General features: G+C 58.4%; 18 protein-coding genes and 1 riboswitch. Of the genes, 11 read left to right on the top strand and 7 right to left on the bottom strand.

The window, feature by feature from the left end; translation table 11 throughout:
* Positions 1-3: 3 nt before the first annotated feature.
* The 3 genes from thiS to thiC are packed head-to-tail and all read right to left on the bottom strand — an operon-like array spanning position 4 to position 2,999.
* Positions 4-201, bottom strand: a complete 198-nt coding sequence (thiS, locus tag PL599_RS16515) for a sulfur carrier protein ThiS (RefSeq protein WP_077985561.1) — start codon at positions 199-201, stop codon at positions 4-6.
* Positions 170-1,174: a glycine oxidase ThiO gene (gene thiO / locus PL599_RS16510; protein WP_269824729.1), complete on the bottom strand. Its 1,005-nt coding sequence runs from the start codon at positions 1,172-1,174 to the stop codon at positions 170-172. The genes thiS and thiO overlap by 32 nt, the downstream gene beginning before the upstream one ends.
* A 1-nt stretch (position 1,175) precedes the next feature.
* On the bottom strand, positions 1,176-2,999 hold the full coding sequence (gene thiC / locus PL599_RS16505) for a phosphomethylpyrimidine synthase ThiC (RefSeq protein ID WP_271359334.1): 1,824 nt from the start codon (positions 2,997-2,999) through the stop codon (positions 1,176-1,178).
* 95 nt (positions 3,000-3,094) lie between these two features.
* Positions 3,095-3,206: riboswitch (TPP riboswitch) on the bottom strand.
* A gap of 182 nt (positions 3,207-3,388) precedes the next feature.
* Between thiC and PL599_RS16500 the strand changes: the two genes are divergently transcribed.
* The 5 genes from PL599_RS16500 to PL599_RS16480 are packed head-to-tail and all read left to right on the top strand — an operon-like array spanning position 3,389 to position 9,177.
* Positions 3,389-3,640 carry an acyl carrier protein gene (locus PL599_RS16500; protein ID WP_003521307.1) on the top strand — a complete coding sequence of 84 codons (252 nt, stop codon included), beginning with the start codon at positions 3,389-3,391 and terminating at the stop codon, positions 3,638-3,640.
* Positions 3,640-4,821 carry an acyl-CoA dehydrogenase family protein gene (locus PL599_RS16495; RefSeq protein WP_137412231.1) on the top strand — a complete coding sequence of 394 codons (1,182 nt, stop codon included), beginning with the start codon at positions 3,640-3,642 and terminating at the stop codon, positions 4,819-4,821. Before PL599_RS16500 ends, PL599_RS16495 begins: the two co-directional genes overlap by 1 nt.
* Before the next feature lie 4 nt (positions 4,822-4,825).
* The gene (locus tag PL599_RS16490; protein ID WP_077985559.1) at positions 4,826-5,734 is read left to right on the top strand and encodes an amino acid--[acyl-carrier-protein] ligase; all 909 of its coding nucleotides are present in this window, start codon (positions 4,826-4,828) and stop codon (positions 5,732-5,734) included.
* A gap of 6 nt (positions 5,735-5,740) precedes the next feature.
* Entirely contained in the window at positions 5,741-6,724 is a 984-nt protein-coding gene (locus PL599_RS16485; protein ID WP_137412232.1) for a DUF1839 family protein, read from the top strand.
* Positions 6,721-9,177, top strand: coding sequence for a beta-mannosidase (locus PL599_RS16480; protein WP_269824731.1), 2,457 nt, complete (start codon positions 6,721-6,723; stop codon positions 9,175-9,177). Before PL599_RS16485 ends, PL599_RS16480 begins: the two co-directional genes overlap by 4 nt.
* A gap of 19 nt (positions 9,178-9,196) precedes the next feature.
* Here the strand turns inward: PL599_RS16480 and PL599_RS16475 are convergent, their stop codons facing one another.
* The gene (locus PL599_RS16475) at positions 9,197-11,002 is read right to left on the bottom strand and encodes a serine aminopeptidase domain-containing protein (RefSeq protein ID WP_269824773.1); all 1,806 of its coding nucleotides are present in this window, start codon (positions 11,000-11,002) and stop codon (positions 9,197-9,199) included.
* Between the two features lie 344 nt (positions 11,003-11,346).
* Between PL599_RS16475 and PL599_RS16470 the strand changes: the two genes are divergently transcribed.
* From PL599_RS16470 to PL599_RS16455, 4 genes are all read left to right on the top strand, one after another.
* Positions 11,347-14,064 (top strand): ABC transporter ATP-binding protein, encoded by a 2,718-nt coding sequence (locus PL599_RS16470; protein ID WP_269824732.1) that lies wholly within the window; start codon positions 11,347-11,349, stop codon positions 14,062-14,064.
* Positions 14,065-14,107: 43 nt separating this feature from the next.
* Complete coding sequence (locus PL599_RS16465) at positions 14,108-14,563, top strand: cyclic nucleotide-binding domain-containing protein (protein WP_271359332.1); 456 nt, start codon at positions 14,108-14,110, stop codon at positions 14,561-14,563.
* 191 nt (positions 14,564-14,754) lie between these two features.
* A complete protein-coding gene (locus tag PL599_RS16460; RefSeq protein ID WP_142913006.1) occupies positions 14,755-15,615 on the top strand; it encodes an MBL fold metallo-hydrolase in 861 nt (286 codons plus the stop codon).
* 209 nt (positions 15,616-15,824) lie between these two features.
* Positions 15,825-17,519, top strand: coding sequence for an adenylate/guanylate cyclase domain-containing protein (locus tag PL599_RS16455; RefSeq protein ID WP_269824734.1), 1,695 nt, complete (start codon positions 15,825-15,827; stop codon positions 17,517-17,519).
* Positions 17,520-17,553: 34 nt separating this feature from the next.
* Here PL599_RS16455 and PL599_RS16450 read toward each other — a convergent pair whose 3' ends face one another.
* Both PL599_RS16450 and PL599_RS16445 read right to left on the bottom strand, forming a co-directional pair.
* Positions 17,554-18,036: a class I SAM-dependent methyltransferase gene (locus PL599_RS16450; RefSeq protein ID WP_077985552.1), complete on the bottom strand. Its 483-nt coding sequence runs from the start codon at positions 18,034-18,036 to the stop codon at positions 17,554-17,556.
* 4 nt (positions 18,037-18,040) lie between these two features.
* The gene (locus PL599_RS16445) at positions 18,041-19,381 is read right to left on the bottom strand and encodes a nucleotide sugar dehydrogenase (protein ID WP_162520511.1); all 1,341 of its coding nucleotides are present in this window, start codon (positions 19,379-19,381) and stop codon (positions 18,041-18,043) included.
* A gap of 127 nt (positions 19,382-19,508) precedes the next feature.
* Here PL599_RS16445 and PL599_RS16440 point away from each other — a divergent pair, with 127 nt between their 5' ends.
* Both PL599_RS16440 and PL599_RS16435 read left to right on the top strand, forming a co-directional pair.
* Entirely contained in the window at positions 19,509-20,606 is a 1,098-nt protein-coding gene (locus PL599_RS16440; RefSeq protein ID WP_269824735.1) for a glycosyltransferase family 4 protein, read from the top strand.
* Positions 20,603-21,346 (top strand): polysaccharide deacetylase family protein, encoded by a 744-nt coding sequence (locus tag PL599_RS16435; protein WP_077985550.1) that lies wholly within the window; start codon positions 20,603-20,605, stop codon positions 21,344-21,346. The genes PL599_RS16440 and PL599_RS16435 overlap by 4 nt, the downstream gene beginning before the upstream one ends.
* Here PL599_RS16435 and PL599_RS16430 read toward each other — a convergent pair.
* Entirely contained in the window at positions 21,338-22,300 is a 963-nt protein-coding gene (locus PL599_RS16430) for a glycosyltransferase family 32 protein (protein WP_162520510.1), read from the bottom strand. The two genes, PL599_RS16435 and PL599_RS16430, sit on opposite strands and share 9 nt — an antisense overlap.
* Between the last annotated feature and the right edge of the window lie 168 nt (positions 22,301-22,468).

Below are 22,468 nucleotides of genomic sequence, written 5' to 3'. Positions count from 1 at the left end.
GTTTCAGCCTCCCTGCATCGGCGAGAGGATTTCGATACGGTCAAAGGCCTTCAACCTATAATCGGCGCGCTCTTCCGAATGCACCAGGTCACCGTTCACCGCCGTCGCCAGCCACTCACCCTCGTATTCGAGGCTGGCAAGCAGGCCGGCCAGCGTCTCGGCGGCGAGATCAAGCTCGTCGCCATTCACCAGAAGTTTCATGATCCCGTTCCTTTTGAGAGAGAGTTTGGCAAACGACTTCAGCCGCCTGCCGCGCCATCGCCGGCGACAGCAGAAAGCCGTGCCGGTGCGCGCCGTTGATGAAAATGGTCCGGCCATCCTGCGTGACATCAGGCAGATTGTCAGGATAGGCGGGGCGCACGCCGGTGCCCGTCTCGATGATTTCCGCCTCCGCGAAAGCCGGATGCACGGCGTAGGCGGCATTCAGGAACTCCATCATCGAGCGGGCGGAAATGGCGCCCGCATCTTCCGTCTCGATCATCGTTGCGCCCACCATGAAACGACCCGGCTCGCGCGGCACGATATAAAGCGGAATGCGCGGATGCAGCAGCCGGACAGGACGAGACAGGGAAACCTCCGGCGTGGCGAGATAGAGCATTTCTCCCCGCACACCGCGAAGATCGGAAATCCCGCCGATTGCCGCAGAGCCAGTGCAATCCACCACGCGGTCGAACGGCTCTTCATCCAACGGGATACCCATATGGAACCGTACACCCATGGTGCAGAGCCGCTCATGCAGCGATTTCAGTGCAAGACGCGGATCGAGGTGCCCCTCGCCCGGGAAATAAAGCCCGGAACGAAATCGCCCGGCAAGATCTGGCTCCAGCGCGGCGATTTCGCCCTCATCCACCCAGCGATAGCCAGCGGTCCGCGATGCGAAACGCGAAAGCTCCACCTTGTCGCGGGCTGGCGCAACGACCAGCGTACCGTGCCGCACGACAAGGCCGGGTGTCGCTTCATCCCACCAGTCGAGCGCCGCCTGACCGAGCGTCAGAACCGCCGCTTCAGCACTTTCACGCTCGCACCAGGGCGCCAACATGCCGCCCGCATACCAGGATGCACCGCGAGAGGGTTCGGCATTGCGCTCGCAGACCTCGACAGTAATGCCGCTCCGCGCCAGTTCGAAGGCCGCCGTCAAACCGGCGACCCCCGTTCCCTTGACCAGAATGCGCATGCTATTCGGTATTCGCAGGCGTTGCGAGCGGCATATAGAGTTCACCGCCTTCCTTGAAGCGTGCGGCCATGGCCTCCAGCCCCTCCTTCTGCGCCTCGGCGCGGATATCGTGGGAAATCCGCATCGAGCAGAATTTCGGCCCGCACATGGAGCAGAAATGCGCGACCTTGTGCGCTTCCTTTGGCAACGTCTCGTCATGGAAGGAGCGCGCCGTATCCGGGTCCAGCGACAGGTTGAACTGGTCCTCCCAGCGGAACTCGAACCGCGCGCGCGACAGCGCATCGTCCCGCACCTGTGCTGCCGGATGGCCCTTGGCGAGATCGGCGGCGTGGGCAGCGATCTTGTAGGTGATGACGCCGACCTTCACGTCGTTACGGTCAGGCAGGCCGAGATGTTCCTTGGGCGTGACGTAGCAGAGCATCGCCGTTCCGAACCAGCCGATCATCGCAGCACCGATGCCCGACGTGATGTGATCGTAACCGGGCGCAATATCGGTGGTGAGCGGCCCGAGCGTATAGAAGGGCGCCTCGCCGCAGGTCTTCAACTGCTTGTCCATGTTTTCCTTGGTCTTGTGCATCGGCACATGGCCGGGGCCTTCGATCATCACCTGGCAATCCTTCGCCCAGGCGATCTGCGTCAACTCGCCGAGCGTCTCCAGCTCGGCAAACTGAGCCGCGTCATTGGCATCGGCAATCGACCCGGGACGCAGGCCATCACCAAGCGAGAAGGAGACGTCATAGGCGCGGCAAATGTCGCAAATCTCGTCGAAATGCTCATAAAGGAAACTTTCCTTGTGGTGATGCAGACACCATTTGGCCATGATCGAGCCGCCGCGCGAAACGATGCCGGTGACGCGGTTGACGGTGAGCGGGATGTAATGCAGCCGCACGCCGGCATGGATGGTGAAATAATCCACGCCCTGTTCCGCCTGCTCGATCAGCGTGTCGCGGAACACTTCCCAGCTCAGATCTTCGGCAATGCCGTTGACCTTCTCAAGCGCCTGATAAAGCGGCACCGTGCCGATCGGCACCGGCGAGTTGCGGATGATCCATTCGCGGATATTGTGGATGTTGCGGCCGGTCGACAGGTCCATGACGGTATCCGCACCCCAGCGGATGGCCCAAACCATCTTCTCCACCTCTTCAGCCATGGAGGAGGTGACGGCGGAATTGCCGATATTGGCGTTGATCTTGACGAGAAAATTGCGGCCGATGATCATCGGCTCAAGTTCCGGGTGGTTGATATTGGCCGGAATGATGGCGCGGCCCGACGCCACTTCCTGACGCACGAATTCCGCCGTGACATAATCAGGAATATGCGCGCCAAAGCTTTCGCCGTCACGCGCGAGCTTTTCTTTCACGGCCTCGCGCCCGAGATTTTCGCGGATGGCGATGAATTCCATTTCCGGCGTGATAATGCCCGCCCTGGCATAGGCAAGTTGCGTCACCGCCTTGCCCGCCGTCGCTTTCAGCGGCTGGTGACGCACACCGAATTCAGGCGTCAGGCGCTCGCCTGTGGCAAAGCCGTTATCCTCCGGCTTGACGTGTCGCCCCTCATAAGCCTCGACATCACCGCGGGCCACGACCCAGTCTTGACGCAGGCGCGGCAGACCCTTTTCAATCAAAACGGCATGGGCAGGATCGGTATAGGGGCCGGAAGAATCATAGACCGTCACCGGCGGTTCGCCGGCTGTGGGATGAACGGCGATCTCGCGCATCGGCACGCGGATATGGGGATGTAGAATGCCGGCTTTGTGGATTTTCGTGGAGGCGGCATGCGGCCCGGTGGTGACAGTAAGCGGGATAGTCTTGGCAGCGATATTCATCTTGAGGCTCCAAAGTTTGACAGTGGAGACCCAGTTCGAGCCGGAATGATGGAAAATACCGAATTGCCGAAACGCAACGTCATGCGCCCGCCCGACATCAGGTCTTTGCACCGTCCCTACGCCAGTATGAACTGGATCAGGTTCAACGGGTCACTGCGCATGAAAGCAGAATCTCAGCCCCTTGACGGGACACCCCTGGTGAATGGTCCCAGCAAAAAACACCGCCCGGCATTTGTCAAGGCCGACGATCCGTACTTGGCAAAGGTGCGGGAATGTCGCATGCTGCCGTTAGTTGTAATTAACCTAACGGTTTAGGCGAATATTATCGTTTGCGGCATAACGATAAGCACAAACCTACCTAATGTTGATTTCATTGGAGATACGTCGGAATGAATGCGACTATTCGTGAAATACTGGCAAAATTCGGCCAGCTTCCAACCCCCGTCGATACGATTGCAGACGAAGCCGATCTTTATGCAGCGGGCCTTTCTTCCTTTGCGTCGGTACAATTGATGCTCGGCATCGAAGAGGCATTCGACATCGAATTCCCCGACAATCTCCTGAACCGCAAATCCTTTGCGAGCATCAGGGCGATTGAAGACACCGTTAAGCTCATTCTGGATGGTAAAGAGGCAGCCTGATGAACGTCACCGTAGCGCCGCAGGATGAAACGCTGTCCGCGCGCGCGGGCCGTGTCGCGGCAATTGCCGCCAGACATGCGGATGCGGTAGATGTCACCGGCCGCTTTCCGCAGGAAGCTGTTGATGCGCTGCGACAGGAACGTCTGCTCGGCATTCAGGTCCCCTCTTCGCTGGGCGGCGAAAGCGCTTCCTTACAGGAAATCGCCGATATCTGCGCCCGGCTCGGGCAGGCATGTTCGGCAACCGCGATGATTTTCGCCATGCACCACATCAAGCTGTCAAGCCTTGTGGAACATGGCGTCGAGAGCAACTGGCATCCGGGCTTCATGCGTCGCGTTGCCAACGAACAGCTCCTGCTCGGCTCCGCCACCACGGAAGGCGGCATCGGCGGCAATCTGCGCAACTCCATCTGTGCGATCGAAGTCGAAGGCGATAGCTGCCGGCTGGAAAAGGATGCCACCGTCATTTCCTATGGCAGCAATGCCGATGCGATCCTCATCACCTCGCGCGCTCACAAGGATGCCGCGCCCGCCGACCAGGTGATGACCGTCTTCCTGAAAAATCAGTACACGCTCGAAAAGACCCATGTCTGGGATACGCTCGGCATGCGTGGCACCTGTTCGGACGGCTTCCTGTTCCGCGGCGAAGCGCCGGCGGCGCAGATATTCCCGAAACCCTTTGCCGAAATCGCCGCACAATCCATGCTTGCAAGCTCGCATCTCCTGTGGAGCGCCGTCTGGTATGGCATCGCCTCGGACGCCGTGCTGCGCGCCCAGTCTTTCGTCAGAGCCGCGGCGCGCAAATCGCCGGGCACCGCTCCTCCCGGCGCAATCCGCCTTGCTGAAGTTTCCACCAAGCTGCAGGTCGTGAAATCCAACATCATCGCCGGCATCAAGGCTTACGAGGACACCAAGAGCGACCCCGAAAAACTGATGTCCATGGCCTTTGCCGTCGCCATGAACAATGTGAAGATCTGCTCTTCGGAAACCATTCTCGAGATCATCGACCACGCCATGCTGGTCTGCGGCATCATGGGCTACAAGAACGGCACACCCTACAGTCTCGGCCGACACCTGCGTGATGCGCATTCCGCCCGATTGATGATTTCCAACGACCGCATTCTCGGCAATTCCGCCAATCTCCTGCTGGTTCACAAGCAGGACACCAGCCTCTTGGGATAAGACCATGGACATGCAAACATCGTTTCTCGATCGACTGTTCGAAGAAGGCCTGCTGATTGAAACCGGTGTGGACGGTCTTTATGGACGCAGCGGCCAGTTCGAGGATGTCATTGCCGCCTTCGAGCGGCTGATCGACCGCACCGGTGGCGCTGACGGCGCCGAAGCGATCCGCTTCCCGCCCGGCATCAACCGCGCCTATTTCGAAAAGAGCGGTTACATGAAGAGCTTCCCGCAGCTCGCCGGCACGGTCCATTCCTTCTGCGGCTGTGAACTCGACCATGTCAGCCTGCTGAAGACGATGGATGAGGGCGGCGACTGGACCAAGGACCAGAAAGCCACCGACATCGTGCTGACGCCGGCGGCCTGCTACCCCCTTTATCCGACGATTGCCAAGCGCGGCGCGCTACCTGCCGGCGGCGGCCTCTATGACATCCAGTCCTATTGCTTCCGCCATGAGCCTTCCAAGGACCCGGCGCGCCAGCAGCTTTTCCGCATGCGTGAATATGTCTGCATGGGCACCGAGGCGAACGTCACCGAATTCCGCCAGACCTGGATGGATCGCGGCGTGGAAATGATGAAAGCGGTCGGGCTCGACGTCACCATCGATATCGCCAACGATCCCTTCTTCGGCCGCGCCGGAAAAATGCTCGCCAACAACCAGCGCGACCAGAACCTGAAATTCGAACTCTTGATCCCGGTCACATCGACGACGAACCCAACAGCCTGCATGAGTTTCAACTACCACCAGGATGCCTTCGGCCAGAAGTGGGGCCTGAACCTCGATAATGGCGATGTTGCCCATACCGCCTGCGTCGGTTTCGGCCTTGAGCGCATCGCGCTGGCGCTGTTTGCGCATCATGGTCTCGATGTGAAGAAATGGCCTGCGAAGGTCGTGGAAACGCTCTGGGGCTGATCATTCATGCGGCAGATTTTTCCCGGTCTCGATCCCCAAAATTATGTGCAGCATCCGCTCCATTCCTCCGAGAGAATGTGGCCGGAGACCAATTGCTACATCGATTTGTGGATCGAAGTGCTGGCCTCGAAGGGCCTGCCGCCAGAGGCCATGTTCGGTTTCACGCTGACGCAGGATTTCGAAGGCGACCAGTTCACCTTCTTCAAGGTGCCGCTGGAAGACCTCGAGGCGCTTTATGGCGTTCGCACCACCGAGCTTGCGATCTTCGACAGGGTGGAAAATCACATCGACGCGCAGCTCGCACGCGGCCGCATCTGCCTGATCGAGATGGACAGCTTCTATATGCCTGATACCCATGGGGTGGGCTATCGGAAAGAACATGGCAAGACCACCATCGCCATCAACCGGCTCGACCTCGAAAACCGCGAACTCGACTATTTCCACAATGCCGGCTTCTTCCATCTTGCAGGCGAAGATTTTGACGGTCTGTTCCAGCATCATCTCGCCGAGACCGACCCACCCTTCCTGCCCTATACCGAATTTGCAAAATTCGCGGATAGCAGCCCCTCGCCCGCACATATTCGCAAGACGGCCGAACGGCTCCTGAAGTTCCATTTTTCCAGACGGCCCTCCACCAATCCGGTCCGCGCTTTTGCCGGCGTTTTTCCGACGCAGGTGGAAAAGGTCGCCGACCGACCCTTCGGTTTTTTTCACAAATACGCGTTCAACACGCTGCGCCAGCTCGGCGCCAATTTCGAACTGGCGGCAAGCCACTTCGAATGGCTGGACGCGGACGGTTTTTCTGAAGCAAGAGACCACGCGCTCAAGATTTCCGAGGTTGCCAAGACCGTGCAGTTCCAGCTTGCCCGCGCCGTCACCCGCCGCAAATTTGATGCGCTGGCCACCGTGCTCGATCCAGCAGCGGATGCATGGGACGGCGTAATGGAAGCGCTTTCGATTAAACTCACTGATGCCAGCGAGGCCGCGTGAGGACTTATCTTCCCGGCGAAAGCGAGGAATCGCTGAGTGAAGGCTGGACGCTGACGCTGACACCGGCCGATGCCTATGAGACGCCGGCCGATATTCCCGCATCGCTCGAAAGCCTTCACGTTTCCGTTCCCGGCACCGTGGCGCAGGCTCTGGAGGCGGCCGGAAAATTCGACCGTCTCGCTCCGCGCCCCCTCAATGACAGGGATGCCTGGTACCGGCTGACAATGATTTCCGATGCCCGGGAGCGTGCCGCCCTGCGCTTCGATGGTCTCTCCACCATTGCTGAAATCTTCTTCAATGGCGAGCTGATCGCCGCGAGCCAGAGCATGTTCGAAAGGCTGGAAGTGCCGGTCGAACTCACGGGCGCGGACGAGCTTTGCATCTGCTTCCGGGCGCTTGCGCCGAGACTTGAAAAAACCGGCCCCCGCGCCCGCTGGCGGCCGCAGATGATGAATACCCAGGGTTTGCGTCTGATCCGCACCACCGCACTCGGTTACATGCCCGGCTGGTGCCCGGAAATCCACGCCGCTGGCCCATGGCGGCCCATCAGTCTGATCAGACAGGAAGCTGTACTTTGCACGCTCCGATCTTCACTGGACGAGGCAGGAACGGGAATTGTCGCCATCTCGCTGGAAACCAGCCGGCCCATACAATCGGCACGGCTTGGCTGCGCGGGTTATAGCGCCGATCTTTCCAAGGATGAGAACGGCAAGTTTTCCGGCGAGCTCCACATACCCGATGTCGAAACATGGTGGCCGCACACCCATGGAAGGCCTGCGCTGCACGCCGTAGTTCTGGAACTGGACGGCTCGCAGCACAGGCTGGGACGCACCGGTTTCCGCAGGGTTGAGATCGATCACGGCGAAGACGGTAACGGTTTCGGCCTCAAGGTGAACGGTCAGCCGGTCTTCAGCCGCGGTGCGGTCTGGACGACAGCCGATATCGTGCGCCTGCCGGGAACAGGGGCCGACTACGAGCCATGGCTTAGAAAAGCCGCGGAAGCCGGCATGAACATGATCCGCATCGGCGGCACCATGGCTTATGAGACGCCGGAATTTTTCGCGCTTTGCGACGAATTGGGCATTATGGTCTGGCAGGACGCCATGCTCGCCAATTTCGATTACCCGGCAAAGGACGAGAGCCTGCGCCAGCATATCGTCACGGAAATCTCGCAGTTCCTCGAAGCCACCGCGCTTTCTCCATCGCTCACCGTCTTTTGTGGCGGCAGTGAAATGTACCAGCAGGGCGCGATGCTCGGTCTGCCGGAACAGATATGGAAGGGAACGCTCACCGAGGAGGTTCTGCCGGAACTCCTTGCCGAGAAACGGCCGGATGCAGCCTATGTCGCCAATTCCCCCTCCGGCGGTGCATTGCCCTTCTTTCCCAACGCCGGGGTCGGCCACTATTACGGCGTGGGCGCCTATTGCCGCCCGCTGGAAGATGCGCGCCGCGCCGATCTGCGCTTCGCCGCCGAATGCCTCGCCTTCGCCAATATTCCCGAACAGGAAACACTGGACAAATATCTACCCGGCGTGGCCGTGCACGATCCGCGATGGAAGGCGCGTGCACCGCGGGATCGTGGGGCATCCTGGGACTTCGAGGATGTTCGCGGCCATTATCTGAACCTGCTCTACGGCGTCGAACCAGATGTTCTGCGTCGCGAAGACGGCGGCCTTTATCTCGACATGTCCCGGGCCGCCACAGCCGAGGTCATGGAGGCGACTTTCGCCGAATGGCGGCGCAGCGGCTCCTCCTGTCAGGGCGCTCTGGTCTGGACCCTGCAAGATCTCGTTCCCGGCGCAGGCTGGGGTGTCATCGATGCCACCGGCCGGCCCAAATCTGTCTGGCACGCGTTAAAAAGGGCGTTCCGCCCCATTCAGGTTACTTTTTCCGATGAGGGCACGAACGGGCTGGATATACACCTCATCAACGAGACCGGCGGCGGCCTCGAAGCCATGCTGGAACTGAGCTGCCTGCGCGAAGGTGTGCAACCCGTTGTCCACGCCAAACGACCGCTCACGCTTTTACCCCGACAGAGCCAGACCATTGCCGCAACAGATTTGTTCGGCGCCTTTTTCGACACGACCTATGCCTATCGTTTCGGCCCTCCATCCCATGACGTTACCGTCGCCCGGCTTCGCGACGTTGCGACAGGACATGTGATCGCCGACGCATTCCATTTCCCTCTCGGCCGTAAAAAGGCGCTGCACGCCGCAAACCTTCAGGCCGCGATCAGTGAAACGAGCGGCAACTGGTCTCTTGAAATCGGCACGGACCGACTGGCGCAATCCGTCCATGTCGAAGTGCAGGGTTATTACGCCTCGGAAAACTGGTTCCACCTCGGCCCCGGCGAAACCAGAAAAATCAGCCTCCTGCCGGAGACCCCGGCGACGGAAGCTCCTCCTTCCGGAGAGGTCGTCTCACTGGGTTCCAGCCGGCGATTTTCCTTCTAGGGGATGACGGCCAGGCATTTTACTGCAAATGCTCGAGAGCCAGCCGCTTCACCGCGTCGATATAGACTTGTCTGGCTTCCGGCGTTGAAAGATTGTGATCGGCATCGGGAATAATGGTCAGCGACACGTTCTTATAGGCCGCCAGTCCTTCGCCATTGGCGTCGAAGTAATATTGGAAGTGCTCCAGACCATCGTCGTTGTCGCTGTAGAGCAGATGAACGGCGGTATCATTCGCTTTCAATTTGTCGAATGCGCCATAGACGGCACGCCCTTCCTCGCTGCCCCTGCGGAACAGCCTCGCCGTTTTTGTCGAAAGCCTCTTGATCGTCGCCTTGACGATATTCAGCCCCGCACTTGCCACATCGACATCACCGCTGATGAGACGCCTGAATGTCGCGCCCTGTCGAAAGCGCTGGCTGTATTCCCCGAAGGAACGCGGGCGTTTATGCAGGGCCTCATCCACCGAGCGGCCTTTGCGCCAATGGAAGACAACCGGATTGACCGCGACCACGGCGCCGATCCGCTCATCGGCGATTGCGCTGTTCAAGGCAAGATAAGCGCCGCTGCACCGGCCCGCCGCAATGAAAGGTCCCTTACCACGCTTGCCGAGAAAATCGAGTGCGGCGGCCACGTCGTCATTTTGCGCGGTATCGTAAAGAACCTGCTCGGGCACGTTTTTGACCGGAGGGCTGTCGGCAATATTGGCGGCGTCGAAGCGAAGAGATGCCACCCCCTCGCGCGCCAATGCACGGGCCATCTGCACCGAAAGCCTGCCCCAGCCCGCATGCCGGTCATAAGCAGCGCCAAGCAGAAGAACCGAAGAAACCACCTCCCGACCATCCGGCCCGCAAAAAACACCGAAAAGCCGCCCGCCTTCTCCAAATTGCACCGGCTGCTCGATAAAACCGCGCCCACGCTGCGGAGCATTGACGGTGAAATCCTCCTCGGGGGTCACCGCACTCTCGGCATGGGTCTGGGAGAGGATCCAAACGACGAGCCGGTTGACCACATCGTCGGATATTTTCGAGAGCGTGGGGCTGGAGACGAGATCGTCGTAACCTGAAAACTCCGCCTCCTCCACCGAACCGCCAATCGCAACGAGATGCCTGGCGAAATCGGCATCCGTTACGCGGCCTGGCCGGGAGAGCACCAGAATGGTGCGCGCCGGAGCAGCGGTCAGACTTGAAAGATTGGCCTTCCTGATCGCATCCGCAACACCGGCGGGCATGGCCATGCCGGCAATCGATCCCGCCTCCGCCATGCGTTGCGTAGGCAGAAGACCGAGGCCGTCATCGATCATGGAGGACCACATCGCCAACTCACGCAGATAGGCGCGGCCGGAAACGACCGGCGCCAGAAGCGCCATGGAACTCACAACGGGGACATCGGCAAACGCCTGCGCAGCGATAAGGCAGCCGAGGCCCTGAGCGACAACGACCACTTCGGCGCAGCCGGAAAGACGCTTCAGACAGTTGAACGCCGCGCGCGCGTCGGAAATCCAGTCCGCTGCACGGCCCGCATCATCAGGATCGAAAGCGTCGCCCGCGCCCAAATAATCGAATCGCAGGCTGGCGACACCGCAAGCGGCCAACCGCTCGGCCAGCAGCCGTTGAAACTTGCGGCTGCACAGCTCCTCCATGCCCCACGGGCTGACGAAAAGAACGGCATGGCGCTGTCTGACGTCCTTGCGCGCCGGATGGAAAATCCCTGTAAGCCCATCAAAAGAGACCGGATGCGCAACCGCCCCGTTCGAGGCAATGCCGGAAAGCGACAATGCATCAAGAGACGGATCGCTTGCTGTACGCTCTGAAATATCTATCGCCATCGACCTTGCCATCATTGCGCCAGTGTCTGGCTCAACCATTACGGGATCCTTATATCGAAACGTCTTACCGCCTGATCTACAATAAAAACAACAACATTAGAGAAGTCTAAAAATATAGTCGCATTTATATCCATTGCCGCCCACCCGTTGTAAAACCGAACGCCGGGATGGCGGGCTAGTCGCGACGGGGCCGCTATTTCGCTCGAAACCGCTTGAATATACTGATAAATAGCGAGTCCCATACCTATTTGCAGGAGGAGGTTGCGCCACCCAGCCGCAGGATCGTCTAGACACCGCGCAAACCAACACCCCGGGCCACGCCCGACAGGTCATAGAAGTTTTATATGGAACAAAGCCTTACGCGTTATATCTGGTCGCACACGAGGCGGCAGCAGCTTTTCATTCTGCTGATCGTGGCTCTGTCGATGATTCCCTATTTCCTCGCCTTCGATCTGCCCAAGCAAATCGTCAACGGCCCAATTCAGGGGGATGGTTTCGAAGGGGCGAATGCGACACAGCTTTTCATGCATCTCACGGTCGATATTCCCTATTGGGGCACTGTGACATTATTCCCCGGGCTCGAACTCGACCGCATGTCGATGCTGATGGCGCTAAGCCTGACGTTTCTTGCGCTTGTTATCGTCAACGGGCTCTTCAAATATTACATCAACACATATAAGGGCCGCCTTGGCGAACGGCTCCTGCGACGTATCCGCTTCGAGCTCATAGACAAGATTTTGCGTTTCCCGCCCTCGCATTTCAAGCGGGTCAAGGGCGCTGAAATCTCCAGCATGGTGAAGGACGAGGTGGAGCCGCTCGGTGGATTTACCGGTGACGCCTTCGTGCAGCCGGCCCTTCTCGGCGGCCAGGCGCTCTCTGCGCTCTTCTTCATTCTCGTTCAGAATTTCTGGCTGGGCCTGATCGCGGCTTTCATGGCGGCGATCCAGGTGGGTATCATTCCCAAAATGCGCCGCCGCCTCATCGAACTCGGCCGCCAGCGACAGCTGAGCGCCCGCCAGCTTGCCGGACGCATCGGCGAAATGGTTGACGGTATCGGCACCATCCACGCCTATGACACGTCCAATTACGAGCGCGCGGATGCTGCGCACCGGCTCGGTGACATTTTCAAGATCCGCTACGATCTCTATCAGTGGAAGTTCCTGGTCAAATTCATCAACAACTTCCTCGCCCAGCTCACGCCCTTCTTCTTTTATGCGCTTGGCGGTTATCTGACCCTCAAAGGCAGCCTTGATGTCGGGCAGCTGGTCGCCGTCATCAATGCCTACAAGGAATTGCCGGGGCCCCTGAAAGAACTGATTGACTGGGATCAGGCGCGTCAGGACGTGCAGGTGAAATACGAGCAGGTCTTCGAGCAATTCGACGCCCCGAACATGATCGACGAAAAGGTGCAGAAACTGTCTCCCGGCGCAGTCGCGGCGATCACCGCCCCTATCGTCGTCGCCAATCTGACGCTCGAGGACGATAGCGGCAGCCGGCTTCTGGAACAGGCATCGCTGAAGGTCGAGCCGGGCGAGGTTATCGCCATCGTCGGCGGCTCAGGCGCCGAAGCGCTGGCGGATGCAATCGGCCGCACGCTCTGGCCGACCTCGGGCAAGATCAGCATCAACGACGTCGATATATTGGAACTGCCGGAATCGCTGACCGGAAGACGCATTTCCTATGTCTCCTCGGACAGCTATTTCTTCCACGCCAGCCTGAAGGACAATCTGCTTTACGGCCTCAAACACGCCCCCCTTGCGGACAAGAACTATGAGGGCGCCGCGTTGGAACACCGCAAGTGGGAAATCCGTGAAGCCAGGATGGCGGGCAATCTGCTGATCGATATTAACAGCGAATGGATCGACTACGCCTCAAGTCCTGCAGGTGATGGCAAGCCGGAGAATCTCATCCAGGCCATTCTGGCCGTCCTCGACAGCGTGGAACTGTCGCAGGATATTCTCGAATTTGCGCTGCGTTCGTCTATCGATCCTTTGACCGACCTGCATCTTGCCGCCCGCATGGTGGAACTCAGGCATGTCCTGCGCACCGAGCTGGAAAAGGAAAATCTGAGCGGTCTCATCGCACCTTTTGAACTGGAGAGCTATAACAGCGAGGCGACGGTCGGCGAAAACCTGCTGTTCGGCACCATGCGGGACTCCTCCCAGACAATCAGAACCGTCATCGAGAGCGACTATTTCCGTTCGCTGATGCGCGAAACCGGCCTCGTCAAAACCCTGTTCGAAATGGGCTACACGATTGCCGAGAACATCGTGGAAATCTTCGCCGACCTGCCGGGAGACCACCCCTTCTTCCAACAGCTCACCTTCATGACGCCAGACGACATTCCGGTCTATCAGCAGATGCTGCAACGACTTCAGGGAAAGGGTTTCGACGAGGCCAATGAAAGTGAAAAGCGCGCAATGTTGCGGTTGAGCTTTTTCTACATAGAACCTCGCCAGCGTTTCGGCCTGCTGTCACCGGAAATCATGGAGCGGATCGTCGAAGTCCGGCACATGTTCCACGAGAACCTGCCCGACAGCCTGAAAAACGTAATCGAAATCTACGATCCGACCAAATATATGAGCGCCACCAGCCTGCTGGATAATATTCTCTTCGGCAAGGTCAGTCACCGCTATACTGACGCCTCGCGGCGCATCACCCGCATTGTCGCAGATGTCATGCGCAAGCAGGGTGTCTATGAACGTGTGCTGGCCGTGGGGCTGGACTTTAACCTCGGCGCCGGCGGCAAGCGCCTTGGCCCGCTGCAACGCCAGAAACTCAACCTTGCCCGCGCATTGATCCGCAAATCCGATTATTACGTCTTCAACCGCCCCCTCCCCGGCCTCGACCCCCGACAGCAGGAAGAAATTGTCGAACGGGTCATCACACTCCTGAAACAGAACAACAATAACCCCTCGATCATGTGGGTTCTCTCGAATGCACATCTTTCACGCATGTTCGAGCGGGTGATCGTTGTTCACCAGGGCCTGATCACGGCTGACGGAAGTTACGAGACTCTCGCCGAGGAAAACGGTACATTCAAGGACATGGTCGCGACATAAATCCAAGAATGTGACCGAGGTGGAACAAGAACAGGGTAAGGCAATGCTGTTTAAAGACGAAATTCAGATGTTGAAGAGGGTCCCGTTTTTTTCGGAAATGGAACCGTCGAAACTCAAGCTGCTCGCATTCGCATCCGACCGGGTGTCCTATCACGCCGGGGATATACTCTTCCGCCAGGGGGATGTCGGCGATGCGGCCTATGTTCTCCTGACCGGAAAAGTGGATGTTCTGGTCGATTCCCCATCGGGCACACTGAAAGTAGCTGAAATGACCGGTAACGCCATTGTCGGCGAAATCGCCATCCTCTGCGACAGCGTCAGAACCGCAACCGTTCGCGCCTCCACCAATGTCGAGGCTCTGCGCATCGGAAAAGAGCAGTTTTTCAAGCTCATGTCAGATTTCCCCGACATCACAATCAAGGTCATGCGCGTTCTGGCGGAACGCCTCACCCAGACGACGACCGAACTGACCAAAGCACGGGCGGGCGCCAAAACATAACCAACAATTCCTTGCTACCGTGAATGGCGATATTGGAAAAATAAATGTCGTACTATTGCAATATAAATGAAATGCTGACTGAATAAGGGGTAAAGGCAGCCGCTCCTACGAGGGCGGATAATAAGAATCTATAGAGACAACGGGCTTCATGGGAGGAAGCGTGCAAGATTCCGTTGTTATTGGGGTGTGCTATGGCGTTGGATTCCGACACAACACGTCGGGAAAGTAATAGAAATTTTCGGGTAAAGATCTGGGGTGCGCGGGGAACGCTTCCTGTTTCAGGTGAAAACTTCCGAAAATACGGCGGGAATACCATCTGCATCGAGGTGAGATGCGGCGATCACGTTCTTTTGTTCGATGCGGGTTCGGGCTTGCATCCTGCCGGCCTTGCTCTGCGGGCGGAAGGCATTACTGACGTCAACCTGTTTTTCTCGCATTGCCATTACGACCACATTGTCGGCTTCCCCTATTTCAAGCCCTTTTATAACAGCTCCAACGATGTCGCCATCTGGTCTGGTCACCTCGCTGGCACCATGACCACCCGGGAAATGCTCAAGGACTTCATGAGCCCGCCTTGGTTCCCCGTGCCGCTGGAAATTTGCTGCGCAAAAATCGACACGCGGGACTTCATGCCGGGTGACGTGCTCGATGTGCATCCCGGCCTTTCGATCAGGACCGGAATGCTCAATCATCCAGGCAACGCCATCGGATACCGGTTGGACTGGGAAGGAAAGTCCCTCGCCATCATCACCGATACCGAACATGAGCCGGGCAGCATCGACGAAACTGTGCTCGATCTGATCAGGGACGTCGACCTTTTCCTTTATGATGCCATGTTCACCGATGAGGAAATGGGCCTATACCGTGGTTACGGCCATTCCTCCTGGCAACAGGCGATCCGCCTCGCCAAGCTTGCAGGTGCAAAAAATGTCGGCTTCATCCATCACGCCCCAAGCCGCAGCGACGAAGAACTGGATAATATCGAAAAACAGGCGAAAGCCGAGTTCAGCGGTGCGTTCGCGGCCATGGACGGGCAGATCATAGTGCTTTGACGCAATCTGGCTCCGGCGAAGTCAACTTGCGAGACCGCCTTCTCGAAATCCTGATTTCAATATCCTATGCGACGCGGGCATTCGAACACGCACAATTGACCGTTCCCGATCGATTGCTCCACGATATTGCCACGAGACGGCCTGCAATAAGGGTGCCACCACTTACGACATGATGATTCTGCGCCGAATGACCACATGATGGGATTTGCATGATCCGTTTCTTTTCGGAGACCAATTTGAGACGCGCCCGGATTTTATCCGGCCTCATCATATTTGCTTTCGTATTTTCCCACCTTTTCAATCACTCCCTCGCACTCATCTCCATCGATACCGCCGAACGGGCGCGAAAATGGTTCAGCCTGATCTGGCTCAATCCCGTCAGCAGCCTGCTTTTTTACGGTTCGGTCGTGCTGCATGTCTGTCTTGTTCTACGCTCGCTTTATTTGCGCAGAACACTGCGAATGCCGCTCCGCGAAGCACTTCAGGTCATCTTCGGTCTGTCTATCCCGTTCCTGATCATCGGCCACGCCGTCAATATCCGTGTGTCGCATATGCTTTATGGCATTGATGTCGGCTATTATTCGGTCATCCGCAGGCTGTGGATCAACAACCCGATACAGGGCGCCTGGCAAAGCCTCGCCTTGATCGTGATCTGGGTCCACGGATGCATTGGCCTCTATTTCTGGCTGCGTTATCGAGACTGGTATCCGCGAATAGCCGGGCTGTTCATGACGGTGGCCGTGATGCTGCCGCTTCTGGCGCTGCTGGGCTTCAGCGATGCCGGTCGATGGCTGGCGGAAATAGACAAAAAATACGCGCTTCCGCCCGGACTTGTCGACAATACGATTCAAAAGGACGAGCTGCCACTGCAGCGGGAAATGGAAACACGGATCCGTTTCATCACCGGCACAGCGGAGACGCTGTTCGTCGGCGCGGTGATGCTGGTCTTCGCCATGCGTGGCGTACGCAGCTTTCGGCAACGATTGACGGCGATAGAAATCCGCTATGAACACGGCGCGCAGGCGCATGTACCGGCCGGTCTCAGCATTCTGGAAGCGAGCCGCCTTGCCGGAATTCCGCATTATTCCGTCTGCGGCGGCAAAGGGCGCTGCTCAACCTGTCGTGTCAAGGTTCTGAACAGCAAAGGCCCGCTGCCGCCACCGGGAGACATTGAGCAAACCACATTGAGGCGCATCCATGCCGATTCCGATGTCCGGCTCGGCTGCCAGCTACGCCCCACCAGCGATATTGATATCGCGCTTCTCGTTTCGCCGCCCCAGCAGAGCGACCTGCCAGCCGATGCACAACCGGCCCGCCCCGGCCGGGAAGAAGAAATAGCCATACTTTTTTGCGATTTGCGCAACTTCACCACGCTTTCCGAAGCGAAGCTGCCCTATGATGTCGTCTTCCTTCTGAATCGCTATTTCACCATCGTCGGGCAGGCGGTAGAGCAGGCGGGAGGCCATCTCGACAAATTCATCGGCGATGGCGCCATGGCGCTTTTCGGACTTGGCGAGGACGCGGAACATGCCTGCCGCAAAGCCATGAAGGCGGCCGCAACCATATTGCGGGATATCGCAATCCTGAACGAGGGGCTGGAGAAACAATTCACCGTCCGCCTGGAAGTCGTCGTAGGAATTCATTCCGGTCCGAGCATCGTCGGCGTCATGGGATATGGCGCGGCCAAAACCCTCACGGCCATCGGCGATACCGTCAACGTGGCAAGCAGGCTCGAATCCAAGGCCAAGGAATTCGGCGCCGCCATCGTTGTTTCCGAACCGGCCATCATTCAGGCGGGACAGGAGATTGCCGATCTCAGAAGCGAAGAAATCGCCATCCGCGGCCGCAACTCGCAAATGAAGGTCTTCCTGCTCTCGAAAGAAGAGAGCGAGCGCTATTTATGAGATAGCCCAGACACGAGTGTCGGAGCGTCCAATCTCAAATCTTGCGATACAGAAAATAGCGGTCCGTCGGTACGCTTGCCGGCACCGGCAAAGGCTTCAGCATGGGATGATCCAGAGGCAAGCCGCTGACCGCGATGCCGCCTTTCGCCAGCATGCCCGCCGCAAGATCGGGCAACCATGTGAGGGTGACAGCATCCTTTTCCGGATAACCCGTGCCGATATCGGCATGCACGAACGCCGCTTCCTTGCCAATGAAAGCTGGAGCGGTTTGCGATATTTCACCGATCACCAGATCTTCCTGCACCGGAACGGAGGAAGCGTGCGCACCCATGGCCCTGTCGAAAGCGACAATGCGGCGGTTGGGAAACAGCTCCCGCAGATGATTGAAAGTGCGCCCGTTGCCAAGGCCAATTTCCATAAGCGCGCCTTCACCCGGCAGATCAAGATCAGCTGCAACATGGTTGAGAATATCCCGCTGCGCGGTCAGTCGGCGGATGAAACTATCGAGTCTGCTCATATTATCAGGCCTTGATGATGTGTTTTGCAGCCATATCCCGACGCGCGAAAACATTTCGCGTGTCAATGATAAGCGGCGCCCATTCGCTTAGAGCGGCATAATCGACGTTGTCATGGTCGGTCGCAACGAGAACGGCGTCGAAAGCGCCGATCGCCTCCCTTTCCCACGGCACGGATTTCATGCCCATCAGATGGCTATACTCCCGGGTTTTCGGGATTTCTGCAACAAAGGGATCGAAGTAGGCCGCTTCGCCGCCACGCTCCTGAATAATCTCGATGAGCTTCAGCGAGGGGCTTTCGCGAATGTCAGGCACATTCTTTTTATAGGCGAGCCCGACGACCAGCACCTTCGAGCGGCTGAGCGCCTTGCCGGAATGAATATCGAGCGCCTCCGCGACCCGCCCGATGACATGACGCGGCATGCCGGTATTGATCTCTCCGGCCAGCTCGATGAATCGCGTCGGCAATTCATATTCACGCGATTTCCAGGTGAGATAGAACGGGTCGATCGGTATGCAATGGCCGCCGAGACCCGGACCGGGATAAAACGGCATGAAACCGAACGGCTTGGTCTTCGCCGCATCGATCACTTCCCATATGTCGATGCCCATTGCCTCGTAGACGACCTTGAGTTCGTTGACCAGCGCGATATTCACGGCACGGAAGACGTTTTCGGTAATTTTTACCGCCTCGGCCGTGGCGTTTGTCGAGACGGGGACGATCTTTTTGACCACCGAACCGTAAAATGCCGCCATCAGCTTTCCGGCCGCCTCGCCATCGCCAGCGACAACCTTCGGAATTGTCGAGGTCTCGAAATCGCGATTGCCGGGATCTTCCCGTTCAGGTGAAAAGCCGATGAAGAAATCGACGCCGGAGACAAGCCCGGCACTTTCCAGAATGGTCTTTACCACCCCGTCAGTCGTACCGGGATAGGTGGTCGATTCCAGAACCACGAGCTGCCCCTTGCGCAGATGGGCGGCAATATCGCGGCAAGTCTTTTCGACATAAGAAAGGTCCGGCTCGCGATATTTCGTCAGGGGCGTGGGCACGCAGATGGCGATGACATCGCATTCGGCCAGCTTGGAGAAATCCGAGGTGGCGACAAAACCTTCATCCTGTCTCACACTCGCCAGCACCTCATCGGAAACGGCCTCGATATAGCTGCGCCCGGCCTCGATCGCGGTAATTTTGCCGGGATCGATATCGAAACCGACAACCTTGAAACCGCCCCTGGCGATCGTCATGGCAAGCGGCAGACCGACATAGCCGAGGCCGATCACCCCCGCTTTGGCGCTTTTGTTTTCAATACTGGAAAGCAGGTTCCGGGAGATGTCTGGGGAAGTCAAAGCGTGTCACGCTCCGCGCATGTGCAAAAGATGCCTCTCAGTTGGGCAAGAATGACGGACCTGTCAAGGCTCGGGCCTTTCAAATTCCGGTTGACGCGCGAGCCGCCGGCAACGCACAACCTTCGCCATGAAGATCGCCTTTTATGCGCCGCTCAAATCTCCCAACCATCCGGTTCCCTCCGGCGACCGGCTGATGGCTCGCCTGTTGATGAAAGCGATGACGATTGGCGGTCACGATGTTTCCGTTGCCTCGGAATTGCGCAGTTTTCTGAAACAGGCGGATGCCCCGGCAAGAGTCTTGCTCGCCGATGAGGCCGAGCGGGAAATCGAGGTCATCACGCGACGCTGGGAGCGGGAGGGCGTGCCGGATCTCTGGTTTTGTTACCACCCCTATTACAAGGCACCGGACTTGCTTGGACCGGAACTGGGCAGACGTTTCAGCATCCCCTATGTCACTGCCGAAGCGTCCTACTCGCCGAAGCGAAATGGGATGGGATGGCAGGCGGTCCAGGATGGGTTGCTGGCCGCATGGAACGCCGCCGCCATCAATATCTGCTTCACCGCACGGGATCGTGAAGGCCTCTTGCGGGCCTCGCCCGCCCTTCGCTGGGCCATGCTGCCACCTTTCATCGATGCCGAGGCCTTTCTCAGAAACTCACCCCAGCCGACACCTGCAAGGCTCATCACCGTCGCCATGATGCGGGCGGGTGACAAGCTCGACAGCTACCGCGCCCTTTCCGAAGCGCTCGCCCTGTTGCCGCAGGATCTCGACTGGACGCTGGATATCGTCGGCGACGGACCGGAACGCACGGCCGTGCAGGCCATATTCAGCGCGTTTCCCAATCGCCGTCTCGTCTGGCACGGGGAAAAAACCGCGACCGAGATCGCCATGCTTCTTTCAAAAGCCTCTCTCTATGTCTGGCCGGGCCATGGCGAGGCCTATGGTCTCGCCTATCTCGAGGCGCAGGCTGCCGGCCTGCCCGTTGTGGCCGAAGAAGTGGCTGGCGTCCCCGAAGTGGTAAAATCCGGCGCCACAGGATTACTGACACCAGAAAATGATAGAGCCGCCTATGCCGAAGCGATTAAAACCCTGCTCGGCGACGACACACAGCGCAAAGAACTGGCGCAGACGGCCCGGCAGTTCGTCAGGAATGAACGGTCTCTGGAAAACGCCGCAAAAGAACTGAACCATATACTGCTGCAAGCAAAGGCGCGAACATCATGAGTCTGGAAAAACTCGTTGCGGCACTCGACGAATGCGGGCGGCGCGGCATATCCGCCGATCTCTGGCTCCGCGACGACGATGCGGTGGAGCCGACGCCCGCGCTCGACACGTTGCTCGATCTTTGCGGCGGCTTTTCCGCTCCGGTCACGCTCGCGGTCATTCCCGAGATGACGACCGATAAGCTCGCACGGCATCTGGATGTGTCGGACATTGCCCAGGTCGCCGTGCATGGCTGGTCCCATACGAATTATGCCAGCGAGAAGGAAAAGAAACAGGAACTCGGATCGCATCGCGATCCCGCTGTCGTTCTCGATGAATTGCAATCCGGACTGGATAAACTCCACGACCTGCATGGCGGGCGTTTGGTGCCGATGCTCGTGCCGCCGTGGAACCGCATAGATCCCGGTATCGTGAAGGCACTCGCGGGCCTCGGATATCGCGCCCTATCCGTTTTCGGGCCGGAGAAAAGCACCTTGCCGCCCTGCCTGAACACCCATGTCGATGTGATCGACTGGCACGGCAGCCGCGGTGGCCGCGACGACGACGTGCTCTTTGCGGAAACCGCCGCCCGCATCCTGATGACCGCCGAAAACGGCGGCACGACCGGCATCCTCACCCACCATCTCGTCCATGATGACAATGTCTGGCGCTTTCTGAGACGGTTTTTCAAGGTGACCACCGATCATCCCGCCGCCCGCTGGCGCTCTTCAAGAGACCTCATCGACGAAATCTCACCATGATTTCCAGGCAATCAGCAACCCGCTCGCCTCGGTAGAAAGTTCCCGCCTGACCGCTTCCACCGCCTCAAAAGGCGCGCGATCGGGAAGGGACGCGGCAACGAACCCCGCCGGCGCGAGGCTGATGCTCCCTGCCCGGGCGATGACGGTGAAGATCAAGGGGCCGGTCGACCACCAGGCGGGCGCGCGCGGCATGTCTTCGATAATTCCGGGGAAGGCTTCCAGCATCCTGCTGAAAACAGGATGTCCGGCAGGCGCTGCTATGAAGGAATTGGCAAGCAGCATGCTACCCTGCCCCGTGTCCCGCGGGGTTTTTTCGTCAAACGCCGTCAGCCCCGTCAGAGGCAGGAATGTATCGAAACTCGCGTCGTCCCGTGCCGGATACCAGTCGCAATCGAGATAGATTCCGCCAAACCGCTCCAGCAGCATATAACGGGCCACATCCACCGCGCCCGGATAATCGCCCTTTTCCAGCATGATTTTGAAGACGCCGTTGGAAAACACGCCTTGCCGCTCAAGATCGGCCTCCCGCCAGAGCCGATAGCCGTAACCGTGGTTCGAAGCGTGGGCGGCCCATGCCTCAACCGACACTGGCGGAGCTTTCTCCCCGATCCATATCTGGTGGATGAGCCTTGGCACATCTTCACGGCTTTTGACACTGATCGCGCGACGGTCTTGCGTGGAAAACCGCACATATTTCTCCAGCACCTGCGGCGGTGGAACCAGCGTATATTGATAACCGATCTTGGCGATCACATCGCCCTCGGCCTTGGCGAGGCGCAGCCTCGCCGCATGCAAGCGGCGCGGCAGGCCGAGCACCGTCCGCTCACCCATCAGGTGGCTGTCCTTTGCTGCAACCAGCGATAAGAGAAGCGCATTGGCTTCTACATACTGGCCGCCATTTTGCAACTGCCGGGCTTTATCCAGCTGGGCGTCGTAATATTTCTTGTCGGACATGGACCCTCATCCAGAAACGCACGTTAACATATCGCCAAACAAAAGGCGTCAGGCAAGCCGTCGTGTTTCGGAAGCCGGCTTCGAATTTGCTAAACAATTCGATGTTTCAGAGGCATAGACAGACAACAAACCCTGCGATAACGTTGATTTAAGCCCTCCTAAGCAAAT

Origin of the sequence: Agrobacterium sp. ST15.16.055, assembly GCF_027956555.1 — a bacterium.
GTDB lineage: Bacteria > Pseudomonadota > Alphaproteobacteria > Rhizobiales > Rhizobiaceae > Agrobacterium > Agrobacterium salinitolerans.
The sequence above is the reverse complement of the archived record's forward strand: the minus strand, read 5'-3'. Positions and strand labels throughout refer to the sequence as shown.